Below are 17,696 nucleotides of genomic sequence, written 5' to 3'. Positions count from 1 at the left end.
TGAACATGAACACCACGCATACCCAGGAGGGTTGAGATGGCCTTCATTTCCCCTAGAAGTACGGCCGGGCCCACACGGACGTCGACGACCGACAACCGCGCCACCACGACGAGTACCGACACCGACGCGATCCTGGTGGTGGGCGGCACAGGATTCATCGGCAGCGCCGTACTGAAGGAGTTGGCCCGAGAACATCCCGCACACGGCCCGAGGCCCCTGCGCGTACTGTCCCGAAGACCGCCCCAGGCGGCCGAAGCCACCGGAGTGCGGCATGTGGCCGGCGATCTCGCCGACCCCCTCACCCTGCGTGACGTCTGCTCGGGAGTCGCGACGGTGATCCACGCCGCCAGTTACGTGGGACGCGACCGGCACAAGTGCCACGACATCAACCACCTGGGCACACAAGCCCTGCTGGCCGAGGCCCGCCGACACGGAGTCCGGCACTTCATCTACGTCAGCACGGCCTCAATCTACGGGATGGGCCCCCACCGCGGCCCGCACGAGGGGCAGTTGGAGCCTTCGCCGGTCTCACCCGCCAGCACCACACGCCTACGCGCCGAGGAAGCCGTACGGGCCGCAGGCGGCACTGTCCTGCGCCCTCACCTCATCTACGGTGCCGGGGACCGCTGGTTCGTACCCACCGTGGCCCGCGTTCTTCGGCAGGTGCCGTCCTGGCCGGACGGAACACCGCCCCGATCCTCCGTCATAGCGGTCGAGGATCTCGCCCGAGTCATCGCAGCTCTGTCGCGGCAGCCCCGCCCGCACGGCAACGACGGCACCTATCACGTGGCCGACCCGCGGCTGCTGCCCATGGACAGCCTGCTCGCACGCCTGCGGACCCTCCTGCGCCTGCCGGAAATCCAGCGGGTGCCGATCAGCGAACACCGCGGGCTGGTGAGACAACGGATACCGGAACTCTCCGCCCACCAGTACGCCCTGCTCACCGAGGACCACTGGTTCGACACCAGTCACATCTGGCACCACACGGAACTGGACCCGGGCCCGGGCTTCGACGAGCGCTTCGCCGCCTGCTCCGCCTGGTACGCACAGCACTTGAACCACGAAGCCTGACAGAAGCCACCCGAAGCCCCCGGGCAGACGCCCCCCGCCCCCCCTTGCAGCCGGGCCCCGGCCACCGCCACCCAGGCGGCGCGATCCCCCGCCGCCGCACCGTCGAGCACAGCGGGCCTCCCCCAGACCGCGCTGTCACGGCACCCATTGCACCGCGCCCCTGTGGGAGAGACGCGCTTGTTCCGCCCCAGGTCCGGACCCATGCCTCAGGACTCGCCGATGAACGGCCTGTACGGCCCCCGGCCTCCGGCCCCCGGCCCCCGGCCCCCGGCCCCCGCATGACGCCGTTGCGGCGCCGTTGCGGCGCCCCGGAGGCGTCACACCCGGTGCAGCCCACCTCCTCACTTCAGAAGCAACGAGCTTGCAGGACCATCCAGTTGAGAATGCCGGGCCCCTCTCCAGTGGCTTCGTAGGTGACGGTTGACGCCACCTGTAGGTCAGTTCTGACTCCACCCGGTGCCTGAGGGACCCGATTTTGTAGGTGAGAAATGACTCCACCTGGCGGGCCCGCTGCGACGGATTGAGCCCGTGCCGGGGCAGAGCCTGTTTCTGAACTCTGGGACTCGCGAGTGCATCCCGTCCGCAGGTGATGCGTTGGACAAGCCATGGGGCGAAATCAGCGGGGTCGGCTGAGGTGCGGGGCGCGTGTGCGGCTGTCGGCGAGGTTGATCACAGCGGGCGGTGGTCCGGAGCGACGTGGTGTGGTGGGGCAGAGCCGGTCGCGGCGCGAACAATTCACCGAAGGCGACGGCCCGGCCGCTGGGCAGTGCAGCCGGATCGCCCCCTCGCGTGTCCGGGCTGTGCAGCACAATGAGTCGCATGACAAGACTTCGCATCGCGCTCGCCAACCTCGAAATTCCCGAGAATCCAGAAGACTCCGTGGTGCGAGCCGAGCGCGCGGTCAGAGCCGCTGCTGCTGCCGACGCGCGTATCGTGTGCTTCCCGGAAGCGTACGTGCCGGGCTACCCATGGCCGCCGCGATCGCGTAAGGCCGTGAGCGCCAACTTCTTGGAAGCTGCGCACGAGCGCATCGCCCAGGCCGCGCGGGAGAGCCACATCTACGTGGTGCTCGGTACGGAGCGGTACGTTTCCGACAAGCCACGTCTGACCACGCTCGTGCTTCGGCCCGACGGCGGTCGAGCGGGTTATCAGGACAAGGTACAGCTCGACCCAGCAGAAGATTCCATATACGAGGCGGGCAGCGATCGCCGGATATTCGAAGTCGACGGCTTCCGCTTCGGCATCGCGATTTGCCACGAGGGCTTTCGCTATCCGGAGACAGTACGCTGGGCCGTTTGCAACGGCGCCCAGTTGGTGTTTCACCCGCACTATAGCGAAGCAGAGACCGGCGCGTTTCAGCCAACTGAATTCGCCGACCCGAGAAACTCCTTTCACGAGAGGGCATTTCTATGTCGCGCCGCCGAGAACAATTGCTACATCGCCGCCGTCAACTGCGCGAGCCCGGGATCGCCCACGACATCCGCCGTAGTGCGGCCGGACGGCACGCTGCTTAGCCATCAACCTTACGGAAAGCCCGGGCTGTTGGTCTGCGACATCGATCCCGCCGAAGCCACGCCATTGCTCGCGCAACGCCTGAAAACTTGTTCGTGAGTTGTCGAGCAGGGTTCGGTTGAGTCGTTCGACCTTGCAGTTTGACTGGAGTCAGTGCCGCACGGCCCACAGATACGGACACCTCGATGAAGGGGCCCTCCGAGGCAGTTGACCCAGCCTGGCGGGGAACGATCACACACCTCACGGGAAACGACCTGCAAAGCGCCGGGACGTTCCTGATCAGAGGCACTCGTGAGCACCCGGGCGGGCGCGTCAACGCCTCGCCGGCCGGGCAAAAGAGCGCCGACGTGCCCGGGCCCCGTAGGACGGCGCCGTCTTTGTCAGCCCGCGGCGGCCCGGGCGGCCTGCTGTTCGGCGCGGGCGCTGGTGGCGGCCAGTCGGTAGGAGTCGGTGCCGGTCTCGATGATGTTGCCGCCGAACGGAACCGGATCTGTTCGGCTGACGGACGGGCCTGGAACGCCGGCCGGGCGGGCTCGGCGGCCCGACCGGCCGGGCGCTCCGTGCTACCGGTCCGGCTCAGGCCGACAGCGCGTCCGTACGGCTCACAGCGAGGGTCTCCAGGTGCCTGCCGGTGAGATCCAGGACCGCGCGGCTGGTTTCGGTGTCGCGGTCGATGAGCCAGCACATCGTGAGCCCGTCCAGGACCGAGTTCAGGTAGCGGGCGAGGACCGGGCCCGGGACGGTCCACCGGACGCCGGTCTTCGCGGCGATGTCCGTCACGAGATCCTCGTGGACGTCCAGGTAGTGCCGGTACTGACGGCGCGCCAGCTTCTCCATACCCGCCTGCCGCAAGGCGTAGTGGGCCAGTTCGTGACCGGCCAGATGCTCGCCGGGGCCGGCCTGCACGCCGTCCCAGAAGGCGCTCAGGCTCTTCTCGACGGCCGGACGCAGCTCCGTCTCCCCGGCACACGCCTGCCGGAAGGCGATCACGAAATCGTCCGTGATACGCGTGATCACCTGTTCGAGAAGGTCTTCACGTGAATCGAAGCAGTAGTGGAAGACGCCGAGGGTCATGCCCGCCTCGCGGACGATGGAGCGGGTCGTCGTCTTGGCGACGCCCTCCCGGGTCACCACCCTGATCGCCGCGGCGATGAGCTCTTCCCGCCGTTCCCTCAGCGCCATACGGGCCATTCGGCTGCCGCTCCTCCAGATCGGGTCGACCCACAGGCTACCACCGCGTCCAAGACGAACGTCTTGGACACTTGACTCACTCCTGAACGGTGAGCGACCGTATCGGGAACACGCGCGGGCATGATCACCTCTGGAGGCACCGTCGGCTTCCCCTTCTCCCGCGTCCCGCGACGCTCGCCCTACCTTCGAGAACAGGAACACCATGGCAAGGATCACCGACCGTACGATCCTGATCGTCGGCGCGTCCTCGGGCATCGGCGCGGAAGTGGCGCGCCAACTCGCCCCCGGCAAGAACCGGTTGGTCATCACGGCCCGGCGCGCCCCCGAACTGGCCAGGCTCGCGGAGCAGGTACGGGCCGCGGGCAGCGACTGCCTGGACATCGCGGCCGACGCCCTCGACGCGCGGGAGGCGGCCGACGTGGTGGCGGCCGCCACCAGGGAGTTCGGGTCCGTCGACATCGCGCTGCTCAACGCCGGTGACGGACCGGACATGGCCATGGACGAGGTCTCTGTCGCCGATGTCTCACGCATCATGGCGTTGAACTACGACGTCGTCGTCAACTACCTCATCCCGCTGACCGAACAGATGTTGCGGCAGCGCGACGGCGGCCTGATCGCCCACACCAACTCCCTCGCCGGGCTCATAGGCATTCCCCGCCAGGGCCCGTACTCGGCCGCCAAGGCCGCCGCACGCACCCTCCTTGACGCTGCGCGTGTCGAACTGGGGCCCCGGGGAATCCGGTTCACCACCATCCATCCGGGCTTCGTGGCCACAGCACGCATCAGCGAGGACGGGCTGCCCAAGCCTTTCGAGATCAGCGAGGAACGTGGGGCACGGCATGTCATACACGCCCTGGAAAACGAACCGGCCCAGGCGTACTTCCCCTGGCCCACAGCGGCTCTGGTCCGTACCCTGCGTGCTCTGCCGACACCGCTCGCCTCCCTGATACTCCGGAAACTGGCCTACGGATAGAGCGCTCCTCAGAGGCACCGCTCCGGACATCGGCGCCATCCGCGTCCAGGACATACCGAGCGCCGAGGACACCCAGCACCTGACCCGATACGCGACGAAGCAACCCACTCGGCGGCGCGAGTGCGAGAGCCGCACCACCGCCCGCTGTCACTCCGCGGTCCCGCTGGGCAGACGGCTCGGTGGGGCGCCGACCGTCGTCCGCCGCGTGACCGACTGCAGGCGAGGTCCAGTCCGGAGGCCCCGGGCCCGACGACCAGCACCCGGTTGCCGCGCAGCTCGTCCGGGCCTCGATACGTGTTCGCGTGCCGGACCTCGCCGCTGAATCCCTCCGGGCAGCCGGGGCATGTCGGGATACCACTGCGATCCCGAGCACATCAGCACATCAGCACATGGGTGTGTCGGCCGCGCTGCCCGTCCGCGCGCCCGACCGTCCAGCCACCACCGATCCGGCAGGTTGCGCGCCTTCAGCGCCCGCGCCGTCGCGAGCCCTGCCGGACCGGCACCGATGACACATGTGTCGCCCGCGTCCGGCTCATACACATGGCTTCTTCCTCGGTCTTCGCTCGGAGAGCGACGGCAGGCACAGAGAGAGGTCGGTCGCACTTGAGGACCTGCGCAGCCACACACCGGACCACGCGGTCACTCACGGACATGGCCGCGGGGGCAGGCCCTCGCGTGGCGGCTCCTCACAGGCCTGCCGCCTACAGGGCTTGAAGCGCCTCGGGAACCAGGTCGTCCACGCACCGGTATCCGTCGACCGCCATGATCAGATCCGCCTCGGCGAGTAGCGCGCGCAGGACGTGGACGATTCCGTCCGTGCCGCCCAGCGCGCAGCCGTAGGCGTAGGGGCGGCCGATGCCGACCGCCGTCGCGCCGAGGGCGAGGGCCTTGACGATGTCGGCGCCGCTACGGACCCCGGAGTCGAAGAGGACCGGCAGACCGGCCGCCTCGACGACGGCGGGCAGTGCGGCGAGAGCGGGGAGGCCGCCGTTGGCCTGGCGGCCCCCATGATTGGAGCAGTAGATCGCGTCCGCTCCGCCGTCCCGAGCGCGCCGGGCGTCCTCGGGATGGCAGATGCCCTTCACGATCAGCGGCAGGTCGGTCAGGGAGCGCAGCCAGTCCAGATCCTGCCAGGTCAGCGGGTTGCCGAAGACCTGGGTCCAGTGGAGGATCGCGGACTGCGGGTCCTCCTCGGGCGGGCGGGGCAGCGCCGCCCGGAAGACAGGGTCGGTGAAGTAGTTCGCCAGGCAGTGGCCGCGCAGCTGCGGGAAGTTGGACACCGCGAGGTCACGCGGGCGCCAGCCGGTGATCCAGGTGTCGAGGGTGACGACGATGCCCTGGTAGCCGGCGCGTTCGGCGCGGTGGACCAGGCTTTCGGCGAGTGCTCTGTCGGTGGGCGTGTACAGCTGGAAGAAGCCCGGGGTGTCACCGAGTTCGGCGACTACGGTCTCCAGCGGGTCGACGGACAGCGTCGAGGCGACCATGGGCACGCCGGTGCGCGCGGCGGCGCGAGCCGTGGACAGGTCACCGTGCCCGTCCTGGGCGCACAGTCCGATCACACCGACCGGGGCGAGGAACACGGGGGACGGCAGCGTCATGCCGAACAGCTCCACGGTCAGGTCGCGCTGTGCGGCGCCGACGAACATCCGCGGGATCAGCCCCCAGCGGGTGAAGGCGGTGACGTTGGCTCGCTGGGTGTGCTCGTCCCCCGCGCCACCGGCGACGTAGGACCACACCGATGGCGACAGCGCTGCGCGGGCCTTGGCCTCCAGTTCCGCGAAGTCCATCGGGAACGGGGGCAGAACCCCTCCCAGCCCGTTCAGGTAGATCTCGTTCTGGTAGTCGGCGAACGCCATGACGGCCACCTCATCGCTCGGCTGCGACACGCACAGGGAGTGTTGTGGGCGTCCAGAGTGCGACACTCTGCCGTACGGGCTGCCCAGGTGCAGGATTCAGCCTCAGTAGCAGCATCGTATGCAGGATATGGACAGGAGTGCTCGTGCTGAGTGAAGGCGATCTCGCGCTCATCCACGCCCTGCAGCTACGCCCTCGCGCCTCCTGGACCGGGCTGGGCCGGACCCTCGGTGTGGACGCCGTCACGGCGGCGCGCCGCTTCCGCCGGCTCGCCGACCAGGGTGAAGCCTGGGTCGGGGTCTCGCCCGGACCCAGGCTGCTCCATCGCCTCTGTGTCGCCTTCGTCGAGATCGACTGCGCGGCCGGCACGGCCAACGCCGTGGCCGGCACGCTGCGGGGTCACCCGCACGCGGTCACGGTCGAGCGGTCGGCGGACACCCACCGGCTCCTCGCGACCGTGGGCACCGCCGACGTCACGGCGATGGCGCACTACACCCTGGACGTCCTCTCGGCCGTGCCGGGCATCTCCGCCGTACGCACGAGGATCGTCACGTACATGTTCGCCGAGGGCGGGCAATGGCAGATCGACGCCTTGGATCCCGAACAGCGCTCGCTGCTTGGCACACCGCCCGGTGGAGGGGACGCCCGCCGGAGTACGGGCGGCGAGGAGATCACCTCGCGCGACCGCACCCTGCTGAGCCTGCTGCACGAGGACGGTCGTGCGTCCTTCCAGGCCCTGGCGGAGGCGCTCGGCACGACCGCCTTCACCGTCAGGCGGCGTCTCGACCGGCTCACCAAGCTCGGCCTGGTCCGCTTCCGCTGCGACTTCGCCCGCCCGCTCGGCGGCTGGCCCGTCGCTGTCACGTTCTGGGCCACGGCCCCCGTCAAGGAGCTGTCCGCCATCGGTCACGCCCTCGTCCGTCTCCCCGAGGTCCGCAACTGCGCCGCCGTCACGGGCGAGTACAACCTCGTCGTCCAGGCCTCTCTGCACTCCGTGAGCGATGTGCTGCGGCTGGAGACCCGTCTCTGCGACGTCCATCCCGGCCTCGTCGTCACCGACCGCACGATGACCCTGCGCCACGACAAACTCCTCGGCCGGGTCCTCGACCCGCGCGGCCGGTCACTCGGCGTCGTCCCGCCCGACGTGTGGTCCGAGCCGGGCACGTCCGCCACCGCGGGATGAGCTGTTCCGACCCGCCGGGCTCAGGCCTCCCGGGGCCGGGTGTGCTGGAGGAGGTGATCGGCAAGCAGTTCGAGGGCCGCCTGGCTGTCGTCGCTGTTGCGGTCGACGAGCCAGGTGATGTTGAGGCCGTCGATCGTCGACTGCACGTATCGCGCGAGCACCGGTACAGGCACCGTCCACTCGATCCCGGCATTGTCGGCGGCCAGGTCGAGCAGCGAGGCGAACGCGCTCAGGAAGATCTCGTACTGTCGTCTGGCCACGTTCTCGAAGCCGGGATTGCGCAGCGCGTACTGCGTGAGCTCGTAGCTGATCTGGTGTTCTCGCGGGTTCGCCTCGAACCCTTTCCAGAACGCGTGCAGGCTGTCGAGGATGCTGTCGCGGATCTCCCGGTGCGGCGTGAACAGGGCGCGGGCCTCCGCGACGTACCGCTCGGTGAGCGTCTGCGTGACCACTTCGAGCAACTGCTCCCGGGAGTCGAAGCAGTAGTGGAACACCCCGAGGGGCATGCCGGCCTCGTTCACGATCGCGCGGGTGGTGGCCTTGGCCACGCCGTCCCGCGTCATGACCCGGATCGCCGCTTCGAGGAGCTCGGCCCTCCGGTCGCTCGCCGCCATGCGGGGCACGCGCTCTCCTCTCTTCACCTGCAGGTTCGCACGCCAGGATAGCGGTGGGCGGGTACTCGACGTTTACCCGCGCGCTTCGCCGCTATCAGGTGCGTCCTCACTGCGCGCCGTGTCATGCCGCGACCGGCCGGAACGTCGCGGTGATCGCGCTCGTACCGCGATCCTCAGGGCCGTTCTCAAAGTCAGGTGCGTACTCCTTTGGGCGGCTGTGGGGCGTCCTGGACCGGGGACGTCGGCGCCGGACGCCGTTTCTGTCACTCGGCTGCGAAGCAGCCTTGTTCGCAAGCCACTTGGTGGTGACCGCGCGGCAGTATGGCTACGCCGATCGGCGGAAGGCTGCCTCGCTCGGAGCGCGGGATCATCGTCGCCAAAAGCCAGTTGCGATGGTGCCCTTGGTGGGGAAGGGTCTGTGGTCATGGAGTTCCTCTGCTACCACCGTGATCGGCCCGGCTCCCTCGCGTTACGCGAGGAGTTGCTGGAGGAGCACTGGTCCTACATGGACCGGTACGCGAAGGAGCTGATCGCTCGCGGCCCGACCTTCGCCGATGACGGTGAAACACCCACCGGCAGCGTGCACATCGTCGACCTGCCCGATCCCGCCGCCGCCCGCGCGTTCGCCTTCGACGAGCCCAACTACCAGGCCGGCGCGTACCGGGACGTGCTGCTGCGCCGGTGGCGGAACGTGCTGGGGCGCACCATGTGGGAATTCCCCGGTGGCCGGACCGGCGGCAACCGGTACCTGGTGCTCGGCCTCGGAGAGGGCCCGGCCGCCGACCTTGCCCTGCCGCTCGACCGGGACGAGCTGGTCGCGTACGGGCCGCTGCTGTCCGACGACGGCGACACCTGGCTGGGTACGGCGGCGCTGCTCAGGGCCCCGGATCCGGACACGGCACGAGCCGTCCTGACTCCGGGCCGGTACGCGGACATCGAGGTCCACGACTGGGAGTTCGGCGGGCGCCGATGAGGCGCGGAGGCACCGGGTTGCTGTCGTCTCCGGTCCACATTGGCCTCGGACAGGAGCGGTGACGGTGGCGATGCGGGCGGTTCCCCTGGTGGGCGGGCCGGTGGAGTTACGGGGTGCGCTGGACCTGGAGACCACCCAGGCAGGGGTGATGCCGCGCCGGTTGCCCGCGTGGACCAAGGAGCAGTACCAGGACCCGTCGGTCTACGGGGTGACCGTGATGCCTTCGGGGGTGCGGCTGGTGTTCCGCACCGATGCGCGCGCTTTGGAGTTCGAGGTACTCACCTCCACCGGCCAGCTCGACTCCGACCCCCACCCTCGCCCGACCGGGATGCTGGAGTTGCTGGTGGACGGCGCCTCGGCCGGGCGTCAGCAGGCGCCGGTGGGCAACGTGTTGCGGATGGCGGGCCCCGGGGCCGTACAGCGACTCATCCCGGGCGAGCCAGGGACCGTACGGTTCGCCGGGCTGCCGGCCGGCATGAAGAGCGTCGAGTTGTGGCTGCCGCAGCAGACCCCGACGGAACTGGTGGCACTGCGCGCTGACGGCGACGTGCTGGCACCGCTGCCGGACGGGCGGCGCCGCTGGGTGCACCACGGCAGTTCGATCAGCCACTGCATCGAGGCCGACGGCCCGACCGGGACCTGGCCGGTGGTGGCAGCCGCGCTCGGAGGGGTTGAGGTGATCAACCTCAGCCTGGCGGGCAACGCGCTGCTGGATCCCTATGTCGCCCGGACGATCCGCGATACGCCCGCCGACCTGATCAGCCTCAAGGTGGGCATCAACATCGTGAGCCTGTCCGCCTTCCGGCTGCGGACGTTCGGCCCGGCGGTACACGGATTCCTGGACACGATCCGGGATGGACACCCGGACACCCCGCTGCTGTTGATCTCTCCGGTGAGCTGTCCGGCCCTGGAGGAGGCCCCCGGCCCGACCGCGACCGGCCCGGACGGGAGGCTCGCTGCCCTGGGCGACCCGGCCGATGTGGCCGACGGGGCGTTGTCGCTGGCGGTGGTCCGTGCCGAGCTGGCCCGGATCGCCGCGGCACGGCAGGCGTCCGATCCCCACCTCCACCATCTCGACGGACGCGAGCTGCTCGGCCCGGACGAGGCGGATGACCTGGCCGATGGCCTTCACCCCACCGCCGCCGCGTACCGTCGAATGGGCAAGCGCTTCGCAGCCCACGCCTTCGCGACCGACGGTCCCTTCCGCTGAGTGAGCCGAAGCTCCACACCCTGCACCGGGTGTGGAGCTTCGGCGACCTGGCGTCCAGGGCCGACTCGGCTGGTCGGCGGGCTACGGGGCTACTGGTTCAGCCACAGGTCGGCGCTGGGCCCTGGAGGGCGTCGGCACAGGTGGCCGTCGCGCCGGCCCCTCACGCCAGGGTCTTCTCCAAAGCGGTGACATAGGCGTTGATGAAGTGGTCGCGCACCCCGTCGCCGGCCGGTGCCAGGGGATCGGTGGCCAGGCCTCCGGCCCGGTCGGTGAGTGAGCCGAGCAGCGGCATGCTCTCCCGCAGCCTGCCGCGGGAGTCGATGTAGCGCAGTGCGCTGACGTGGGTGTAGACAGGCTCGAGGGGGCATCTGGGGCACGATGTCGTTGTTGTTGACGAAGCGGTACATGCGGTTCTTGAAGCCCTTGTCGTAGGCGGCGGCCAGGAGTCGGTCGCAGGTGCGGGGCTGACCGTAGGTGTGCACGCCGTCCGCGGCCAGGCGCGGCTCCTCCAGGTACCTGCGGGCGTCGGCGAGCATGGCCAAGGCGCCGCCGAGGCTGTGGCCGGTGAACCAGCCGGTCTGGCCGTTGGTGCGGTACTCCGCGAGGGTGTCCTCGACGTCGGGGCAGATCGATTCCAGTGCGTCGGCGAAGCCGTGGTGGACGAATCCGGTGCCACCGGGCCCGGGGCGCGGCGGTGTGGTGTGGTGGCGTCCGAGAGCCAGTCCTTGATCTGGACCGGTTCCGTACCGCGGAACGCGGTGACGATCATGTGGTCGCTGGCCGCGGTGTAGGCCTGCGTGTCCTGCAAGCGGAAGGGCGGGCTGAACCGGGTCTGGTGGTGCCGTACCCGGTCGAAGCCCCAGGCGCGTGCCTGCTCCTCGATGGTGGCCTCGTCCTTATAGGCGAGGTCGGATGCTTTGGCGAGCCAGTAGGCGTGAGCCAGGCTGTAGCCGGTGGCCCGGTGATCAATGGTCGACGGCACAGACATCGCTGAAGTTCCTCGCACCTCGGCTGGGATACGCCCGCACGAGATCCGCCAGGCGCCTTGCCCTTCGCACACGGGCTCCGCCGCCCGATCGACGACACACGCCCGGACCATCACCCGATCGACGACACGCGCCTGGACCATCACCCGATCACCTTGTGCAGCACTACGCGGGAACCCGGGGATCGGGGGTGACCGAGGCCGGTGGCGGTCGTTGAACGTGCCGGACACACCAGGGCACAGAGAGACCCCGGGAAGCCCCGTCCCGGGGTCTCGTGCTGTCGGCCGGCACACCACGAGCCGACGGTGCAACGGTGTGCGGGTTCTCAGCAGCCCCGGCATGAGAGGGCCCCCTGCCCAGGTCAGGGGTGCCACGTGCTCGCTGTTTCACTGCCGGTGTCGCCGCCGACGGCGCGGCGCTCGGCGCCCTGGCCGACGCGTATCACGGTCAAGCGCGCCCCGATCCCCGCCCGCGCCCGCGCTGCCCATCCCGCCCTCTCCCTCTCTTGGCTCAACACCCGCCGCAACACCACCAGTTGCGGTCAGCGGTCCCGTGCGGGCAGGTGGGCCAGGCCGGTGTCGAGCATGATGCGGCCGACGGTCTCCTCCAGAGCACTGCCGACACCGATGACGGTCTCGACACCGTCGGGCAGCAGATCGCGCGGCCGGAACCAGTCGCGCAGCTGCGTCTCGCTGACGTCGTCCGCGATCGGCTTGGTGGCGTGCCGGGCGAGGGTTTCGGCGAACGGCACGTCCAGGTAGTAACCATGGGTCGGGCCGCGGTGGTCGGCGCGCAGCCGGGCGAGCATGTCGCCGTAGCGGTCGGCGTACAGGATGCCTTCGACGACGACGTGGAATCCGGCGTCCAGGGCGTAGCGGGCCGTCAGGTCGATGAGGCCGATGTTCGCCGCTCCCGGGCGGTCGTGTTCGCGGAGCACGACGCGGCGCAGGTTGTCCTGGCCGACCAGGGCCAGGCCCCGGCCGAACCTCTCGCGCAGGCCGGCCGCGACAGACGACTTCCCCGACGCACTGTTGCCGCGCAACACGACCAGCCGGGTTTCATCAGAGCCCACCATCACGATTCCCACGCTACCGACGACAGGTGACAACGCCGGGACGTTCCCCGGCACCGATGGCGTCAGCAGTGCCGGGACGAGCAGCAGCGGATGGTCAGCTCGTGTGCTCGGAGGGCGTGACCTGGTGTGCTGCCGCCAGGCCGACCACCCGCGCGATACCGGTGAGCGCGCGAGGCACCAACCCTCCAGCGGACGGCGGCCGGTGGTGCGCCGGGCAAAGGCGCGCAGCCCCAGCCCCAGCGGCAGCGGCAGCGGCAGCGGCAGCGGCAGCGGCAGCGGCAGCGGCAGCGGCAGCGGCAGCGGCAGGGTGGCGATCAGGAGCCGGAATACGTCCGGGCCTGGCAGGGCGAGGACCCCAGACGGCAGCGCCGAGGACGACGCCGGGCAGCGTGCCCGGCAAACAGGCGCGGGGCGAGGTCGCCGTGCAGGGCGCCGTCGTGGCGGTAACGCCACGGGGCGCCAGACCCGGCGATGACGTTGAACAGCAGTTGGTCGCGCGGAACGGCCGGGCTGGGCACGCCGAAGACGCTCAACCGGATGGGCAGGAGGGGCTCGTGATCAGCCGAGCGTCGTCGGGCGGGACGAGCAGCACTCCCGTGGCGCCCGTGCTCCGGGAGTCGACGATTCACCATTCTATGATTCACCATTCTATGAATTCAGGATTCCATGTACTGTCGATGGTGTGCTGACTCTCGCCGCCGACATCGAGGTGCTGACGCGGTTCGGCCGCGCCCTCGCCGACCCGATCCGCTGCCGGATCCTTCTCGCCCTGCGCGAGGCCCCGGCCCATCCCGCCGACCTCGCCGACGCCCTGGAGATCTCCCGGACCCGGCTGTCGAACCACCTGGCGTGCCTGCGCGACTGTGGCCTGGTCGTCGCAGTGCCGGTCGGCCGGCGTATCCGCTACGAGCTCGCCGACGAGCGCCTCGGGCACGCGCTGGGCCACCTGCGCACCGCCGTGGTGGCCGTCGAGGCGGACAAGACCTGCCCGGACGCGGAGACGAAGGGCTGCTGCTGATGGCCGCGGAGACATCCATCGGCACAGCCCCGTCCCCGGCCCGCCGAGACGCGCTGGCGAAGCGCATACGGCTGCTGGTCGCGGCCACCATCACCTACAACGTCATCGAGGCGGTCGTCGCGATCACCGCGGGCACGATCGCCTCCTCCAGCGCGCTGATCGGCTTCGGCCTGGACTCCGTCATCGAGGTGTCCTCCGCCGCCGCGGTCGCCTGGCAGTTCTCCGCCCGCGAGCACGCGGTGCGCGAGGCGCGGGAGAAGACCGCCCTGCGGATCATCGCCCTCTCCTTCTTCGCGCTCGCCGCGTACGTCAGCGTCGACGCGGCCCGGGCGCTGACCGGCACCGGAGAGGCCGCACGCTCCATCCCCGGCATCGTCATCGCGGCGCTGTCCCTGGCCGTGATGCCGTTCCTGTCCGCCGCCCAGCGCAAGGCCGGCCGTGAACTCGGCTCCGCCAGCGCGGTCGCCGACTCCAAGCAGACTCTGCTGTGCACCTACCTCTCCGCCGTCCTCCTGGTCGGCCTGGTCCTCAACGCCACTCTCGGCTGGTCCTGGGCCGACCCGATGGCCGCCCTCGTCATCGCAGCCATCGCCGTCAAGGAAGGCCGTGACGCCTGGCAGGGCAAGGGCTGCTGCGCTCCCTCCGCCGCGACGGTTCCGGCCGCGGGCAAGGTGAGCGACGCGTGCGGCTGCCGTCCCGGGTGCGCCTGCTGCACATGATCGGCAGCTCCAGTGCTGCCGTGACTCGCTTGCGGCGGGGGTGAACGCGCTTCACTCAGCGGGCGGGTTCGAACAGTTCGATGAGGTTGTCGGCGGGGTCGGTGAGCAGGATCTGACGCCCGCCGGGGCCCGAGACCACTTCGCCGAGGAAGGTCAGTCCGGCGCCACGCAGCCGGTCGATCTCGGCGTCGAGGTCGTCGACGGTCAGGTGGACGCGGTTGCGCCCGGCGCCGAGGTCGCTGGGGGTGGCGCGGGCGCCGGAGCTGGCCGGGCCGGACAGCAGTAGCCGCAGCGGCCCTCGGGTCACGTCGGCGAAGGCGGGGGCGGGGTGGCTGCGGAGGGTGAAGCCCAGGTGGGTGGTGTAGAAGTCGATGGCCGCCTGGACGTCGTCGACGAGGTAGCGGACGCTGGCGAACTGGTCGGGCGTGGTCACGGCTGAACCTCCTGTGGCGTGAGGGTGAGCAGCGGCAGCAGGTAGCGGATGCTGGTGTCGATCTGCTGCTGTGCGAACGAACGCGGGGTGGCCGACCGGGTCGGGGCTGGTGGCCGCGGTGGGGTCGGGGATGCTCCAGTGGACCAGCCGTGGCTGGTCGCCGAAGTCGGGGCAGACCTCGCGGACCTTGTCGCACAGGCTCATCACATAGTCGAATCGTCGCCCGAGCAGGGTGTCCAGGTGTCGTGGAAGCTGCCCTGAGATGTCGATGCCGTGATGTTCACGCAGGACCTGTACGGCGTCGGAGTGGATGCGGGGTTTGGGGTGGCTGCCGGCGCTTGCCACCTCGACGTGACCGTCGGTCCGGTGACGCAGCAGTGCCTCGGCGACCGGGGAACGGGGAACGGGCACTGTTGCCGGTGCATGTGAACAGGACGGCGGGCGCGGTCGCCCTGGCCGCACGGGGCATGTCCAACGACCAGATCGCCGACCGCATGGTGATCAGCCCGATGACCGCGAAGACCCACATCAACCGGGCCATGGCCAAACTCCGTGCCCGCGACCGGGCCCAACTCGTGGTCTTCGCCTACGAATCCGGCCTGGTCGCCCGGCGCAGCGGCTCACAGCCGGCAGTGGTTGCCGACTTCGCGGTGGACGTCCGACGGTGCCCCGACCGCATCACCGCCACGGTGCCCGCGGCCCTGACGCCCCCGGCCCGGTACCCGAGACCTCCTGCGGGGCGCGCCCGTAACCGCACCGAGGAAACCACGACCACCACCAAGTCGATGGCCAGTTCGCCCGTACCGTGATCCCCCCCCGAGGTACGGCGATCAGTCGGTGAAGGGCGGCGTCTTCCGCTGCACCGGAGACCAGCCGAGCTGAGCGGCCGGCAGCGCTGCGAGCGCTCCCCGGTCCGCCCTGGGCCGGGGAACGGCACCGTTGCGGCTGCTCGCCCGTGAGACTTCGTCAGTGCGCTCTGTCGCTGTTCCTCGGCGGCAGGGCGCACCACCGTTCGCTCCGGTCCGCGCCAGGCCTGACGCGGGGACTACTGCGGCAGCGGTGCCTCGCCGGATACGGCGATACCTGCCTGGTGGAAGTCGTCCACGGCTGCGGCTGTCGTGTCCGGTGCGACTCCGACGGAGTAGTCGAGGCGTACCCGTGCGCGGAAGCCTGCTTTCACGGCGTCCAGCGCGGTGGCACGCACACAGTGGTCCGTGGCGATGCCCACCACGTCGATGTCCTCGACCCCGCGGGCACGCAGCCACTCCGCGAGGAGGGTTCCTTCTTCGTCGGCTCCCTCGAAACCGCTCTTGGAGGCGCTGTGGGCGCCTTTGAAGAAGACAGCGTCGACCTTTCCGCCGGTGACGGCGGGGGCGAAGTGGGGGTGGAACTCGCTGCCTTCGCCTCCTGCGACGCAGTGGACGGGGAAGCTCTCCTTGAAGTCCGGGGTCTCGGAGAAGTGGCCTCCCGGGTCGATGTGGTGGTCGCGGGTGGCGACGACGTACCGGTAGTCACGACCCGCGGTCCGCTCCACCAGGTCGGCGATCTTGGTCGCGATCCGCGCGCCGCCCGGTACGGGGATACTGCCTCCTTCACAGAAGTCGTTCTGCACATCCACGACGATCAAGCCTCGGCTCACCATGACCACCCTTCATCACGACGGAACAACTCCCCGCGTTCTACCGGCCCTCACTCGTCCCCCGGGGACAAAGGCGGCTGGGCTCACCCGCACGGCCCAGGTTCTTCACCGCAGCAACGATGCGCACCGGCCGAAGGCCCTGCCGTGCGAGCGACGGCTCGGACGGGCGGTGGACTCCAACGTGGAACGTGGAGGGCAGCCCGGCCGGTGTGTCGTGTGCCCGGTCCGCGCAGTGGACGTATCGAAGTCACGTCCCACGTAGCCTCTTCCTGTGCCTGCACCCCACCTGCATCGCGTCGCCGTCCTTGTGCTCGAGGGTGCGAAGCCGCTCGACGTCGGAATTCCCGCGCAGGTTTTCACGACCCGCGCGAGCATGCCGTACGAGGTGCGGGTGTGCGGGGCGACACCCGGTCTCGTGACCGGCGGCGACGGCCTCGCGTACTACGTCGCGCACGGCCTCGACACGCTGGCGTGGGCCGACATCGTCTTCGTCCCCGGCTACCGGTTCCCGGACCGCGACGACCCGCCACGTGCCGTCGTCGAGGCACTGATCGCCGCCCACGACCGGGGCGCGCGGCTCGCCGCCATCTCGACGGGCGCCTTCGCGCTCGCCGCCACGGGCCTGCTCGACGGCAGGCGCGCCACGACGCACTGGCACTACACGCGGGCACTCGTGGCCAGGCATCCGCTCGTCCAGGTCGACGAGAACGTGCTGTTCGTCGACGAGGGCAGCGTGCTCACCTCGGCCGGCGCCGCCTCCGGCATCGACCTGTGCCTGCACATCCTGCGCGGCGACCTCGGAGTGGCCGCGTCCAACCACGCGGCCCGGCGTCTGGTCGCGGCCCCCTACCGCAGCGGCGGCCAGGCCCAGTACGTGCCGCGCAGCGTCCCCGAGCCGCTCGGCGAGCGGTTCGCCGCCACCCGCGAGTGGGCGCTGCACCGGCTCGGCGAGCCCCTCACCCTCGACATACTGGCGCGGCAGGCGGGGGTGTCGCCGCGCACGTTCTCCCGGCGTTTCGTCGAGGAGACCGGCTACACGCCGATGCAGTGGGTGATGCGCGCCCGCATCGACCTGGCCCGCGAACTGCTCGAGCGCTCGCAGCTCAGCGTCGAACAGATCGCCGCCGACATCGGGCTCGGCACCGGCGCGAACCTGCGCCTGCACTTCCAGCGCATCCTCGGCACCACGCCGAGCGAATACCGGCGCACCTTCACCCGGGGCGAGTGAACCGCCCGGCACCGTGC

The 17,696-nt window shown here is 70.1% G+C and carries 16 protein-coding genes and 3 pseudogenes; 10 read left to right on the top strand and 9 right to left on the bottom strand.

Features of this window, described 5'->3' with window-relative positions; genetic code table 11:
• The first annotated feature begins 36 nt into the window (after positions 1–36).
• Together OG202_RS45860 and OG202_RS45855 are read left to right on the top strand one after the other, a co-directional pair.
• Positions 37–1,071: an NAD-dependent epimerase/dehydratase family protein gene (locus OG202_RS45860; protein WP_327726239.1), complete on the top strand. Its 1,035-nt coding sequence runs from the start codon at positions 37–39 to the stop codon at positions 1,069–1,071.
• An 819-nt stretch (positions 1,072–1,890) separates the two neighbouring features.
• Complete coding sequence (locus OG202_RS45855) at positions 1,891–2,682, top strand: carbon-nitrogen hydrolase family protein (RefSeq protein ID WP_327726240.1); 792 nt, start codon at positions 1,891–1,893, stop codon at positions 2,680–2,682.
• A 281-nt stretch (positions 2,683–2,963) separates the two neighbouring features.
• On the opposite strand, the pseudogene OG202_RS45850 reads toward OG202_RS45855, so the two are convergent.
• Together OG202_RS45850 and OG202_RS45845 are read right to left on the bottom strand one after the other, a co-directional pair.
• Positions 2,964–3,074: pseudogene (locus OG202_RS45850) on the bottom strand (IS21-like element helper ATPase IstB); the annotation flags it as partial.
• Between the two features lie 85 nt (positions 3,075–3,159).
• A complete protein-coding gene (locus OG202_RS45845) occupies positions 3,160–3,774 on the bottom strand; it encodes a TetR/AcrR family transcriptional regulator (RefSeq protein ID WP_327726241.1) in 615 nt (204 codons plus the stop codon).
• Between the two features lie 202 nt (positions 3,775–3,976).
• Between OG202_RS45845 and OG202_RS45840 the strand changes: the two genes are divergently transcribed.
• Positions 3,977–4,747, top strand: a complete 771-nt coding sequence (locus OG202_RS45840) for an SDR family NAD(P)-dependent oxidoreductase (RefSeq protein ID WP_327726242.1) — start codon at positions 3,977–3,979, stop codon at positions 4,745–4,747.
• 8 nt (positions 4,748–4,755) lie between these two features.
• Here the strand turns inward: OG202_RS45840 and OG202_RS45835 are convergent, their stop codons facing one another.
• Together OG202_RS45835 and OG202_RS45830 are read right to left on the bottom strand one after the other, a co-directional pair.
• Positions 4,756–5,100, bottom strand: coding sequence for a hypothetical protein (locus OG202_RS45835; protein ID WP_327732028.1), 345 nt, complete (start codon positions 5,098–5,100; stop codon positions 4,756–4,758).
• A 348-nt stretch (positions 5,101–5,448) separates the two neighbouring features.
• Complete coding sequence (locus tag OG202_RS45830) at positions 5,449–6,603, bottom strand: lactate 2-monooxygenase (protein WP_327732029.1); 1,155 nt, start codon at positions 6,601–6,603, stop codon at positions 5,449–5,451.
• Between the two features lie 143 nt (positions 6,604–6,746).
• On the opposite strand from OG202_RS45830, the gene OG202_RS45825 reads away from it, so the two are divergent.
• Positions 6,747–7,784 (top strand): Lrp/AsnC family transcriptional regulator, encoded by a 1,038-nt coding sequence (locus OG202_RS45825; RefSeq protein ID WP_326585306.1) that lies wholly within the window; start codon positions 6,747–6,749, stop codon positions 7,782–7,784.
• Between the two features lie 20 nt (positions 7,785–7,804).
• Here OG202_RS45825 and OG202_RS45820 read toward each other — a convergent pair whose 3' ends face one another.
• Positions 7,805–8,398, bottom strand: coding sequence for a TetR/AcrR family transcriptional regulator (locus OG202_RS45820; protein ID WP_326585976.1), 594 nt, complete (start codon positions 8,396–8,398; stop codon positions 7,805–7,807).
• Positions 8,399–8,822: 424 nt separating this feature from the next.
• On the opposite strand from OG202_RS45820, the gene OG202_RS45815 reads away from it, so the two are divergent.
• Positions 8,823–9,371: a YciI family protein gene (locus tag OG202_RS45815; RefSeq protein WP_327726243.1), complete on the top strand. Its 549-nt coding sequence runs from the start codon at positions 8,823–8,825 to the stop codon at positions 9,369–9,371.
• 70 nt (positions 9,372–9,441) lie between these two features.
• Complete coding sequence (locus tag OG202_RS45810; RefSeq protein WP_327732030.1) at positions 9,442–10,581, top strand: GDSL-type esterase/lipase family protein; 1,140 nt, start codon at positions 9,442–9,444, stop codon at positions 10,579–10,581.
• 160 nt (positions 10,582–10,741) lie between these two features.
• On the opposite strand, the pseudogene OG202_RS45805 reads toward OG202_RS45810, so the two are convergent.
• Together OG202_RS45805 and OG202_RS45800 are read right to left on the bottom strand one after the other, a co-directional pair.
• Positions 10,742–11,569 (bottom strand): annotated as a pseudogene (locus OG202_RS45805) (lipase family protein).
• Between the two features lie 539 nt (positions 11,570–12,108).
• Complete coding sequence (locus OG202_RS45800; protein WP_327726244.1) at positions 12,109–12,642, bottom strand: AAA family ATPase; 534 nt, start codon at positions 12,640–12,642, stop codon at positions 12,109–12,111.
• Positions 12,643–13,324: 682 nt separating this feature from the next.
• Between OG202_RS45800 and OG202_RS45795 the strand changes: the two genes are divergently transcribed.
• Together OG202_RS45795 and OG202_RS45790 are read left to right on the top strand one after the other, a co-directional pair.
• A complete protein-coding gene (locus tag OG202_RS45795) occupies positions 13,325–13,660 on the top strand; it encodes an ArsR/SmtB family transcription factor (RefSeq protein ID WP_327726245.1) in 336 nt (111 codons plus the stop codon).
• Positions 13,660–14,379: a cation transporter gene (locus tag OG202_RS45790; protein ID WP_326573603.1), complete on the top strand. Its 720-nt coding sequence runs from the start codon at positions 13,660–13,662 to the stop codon at positions 14,377–14,379. Before OG202_RS45795 ends, OG202_RS45790 begins: the two co-directional genes overlap by 1 nt.
• Positions 14,380–14,434: 55 nt before the next feature.
• On the opposite strand, the gene OG202_RS45785 is transcribed toward OG202_RS45790, so the two are convergent.
• Entirely contained in the window at positions 14,435–15,223 is a 789-nt protein-coding gene (locus tag OG202_RS45785; RefSeq protein ID WP_327726246.1) for an arsenate reductase/protein-tyrosine-phosphatase family protein, read from the bottom strand.
• 17 nt (positions 15,224–15,240) lie between these two features.
• Here OG202_RS45785 and OG202_RS45780 point away from each other — a divergent pair.
• Positions 15,241–15,426: pseudogene (locus tag OG202_RS45780) on the top strand (response regulator transcription factor); the annotation flags it as partial.
• A gap of 431 nt (positions 15,427–15,857) precedes the next feature.
• Here the strand turns inward: OG202_RS45780 and OG202_RS45775 are convergent.
• A complete protein-coding gene (locus tag OG202_RS45775; protein WP_327732031.1) occupies positions 15,858–16,451 on the bottom strand; it encodes an isochorismatase family protein in 594 nt (197 codons plus the stop codon).
• Between the two features lie 271 nt (positions 16,452–16,722).
• On the opposite strand from OG202_RS45775, the gene OG202_RS45770 reads away from it, so the two are divergent.
• Positions 16,723–17,679, top strand: a complete 957-nt coding sequence (locus tag OG202_RS45770; RefSeq protein ID WP_326573606.1) for a GlxA family transcriptional regulator — start codon at positions 16,723–16,725, stop codon at positions 17,677–17,679.
• Positions 17,680–17,696: the final 17 nt, after the last annotated feature.

The organism is Streptomyces sp. NBC_00310, from assembly GCF_036208085.1.
Lineage (GTDB): Bacteria > Actinomycetota > Actinomycetes > Streptomycetales > Streptomycetaceae > Streptomyces.
The sequence above is the reverse complement of the archived record's forward strand: the minus strand, read 5'-3'. Positions and strand labels throughout refer to the sequence as shown.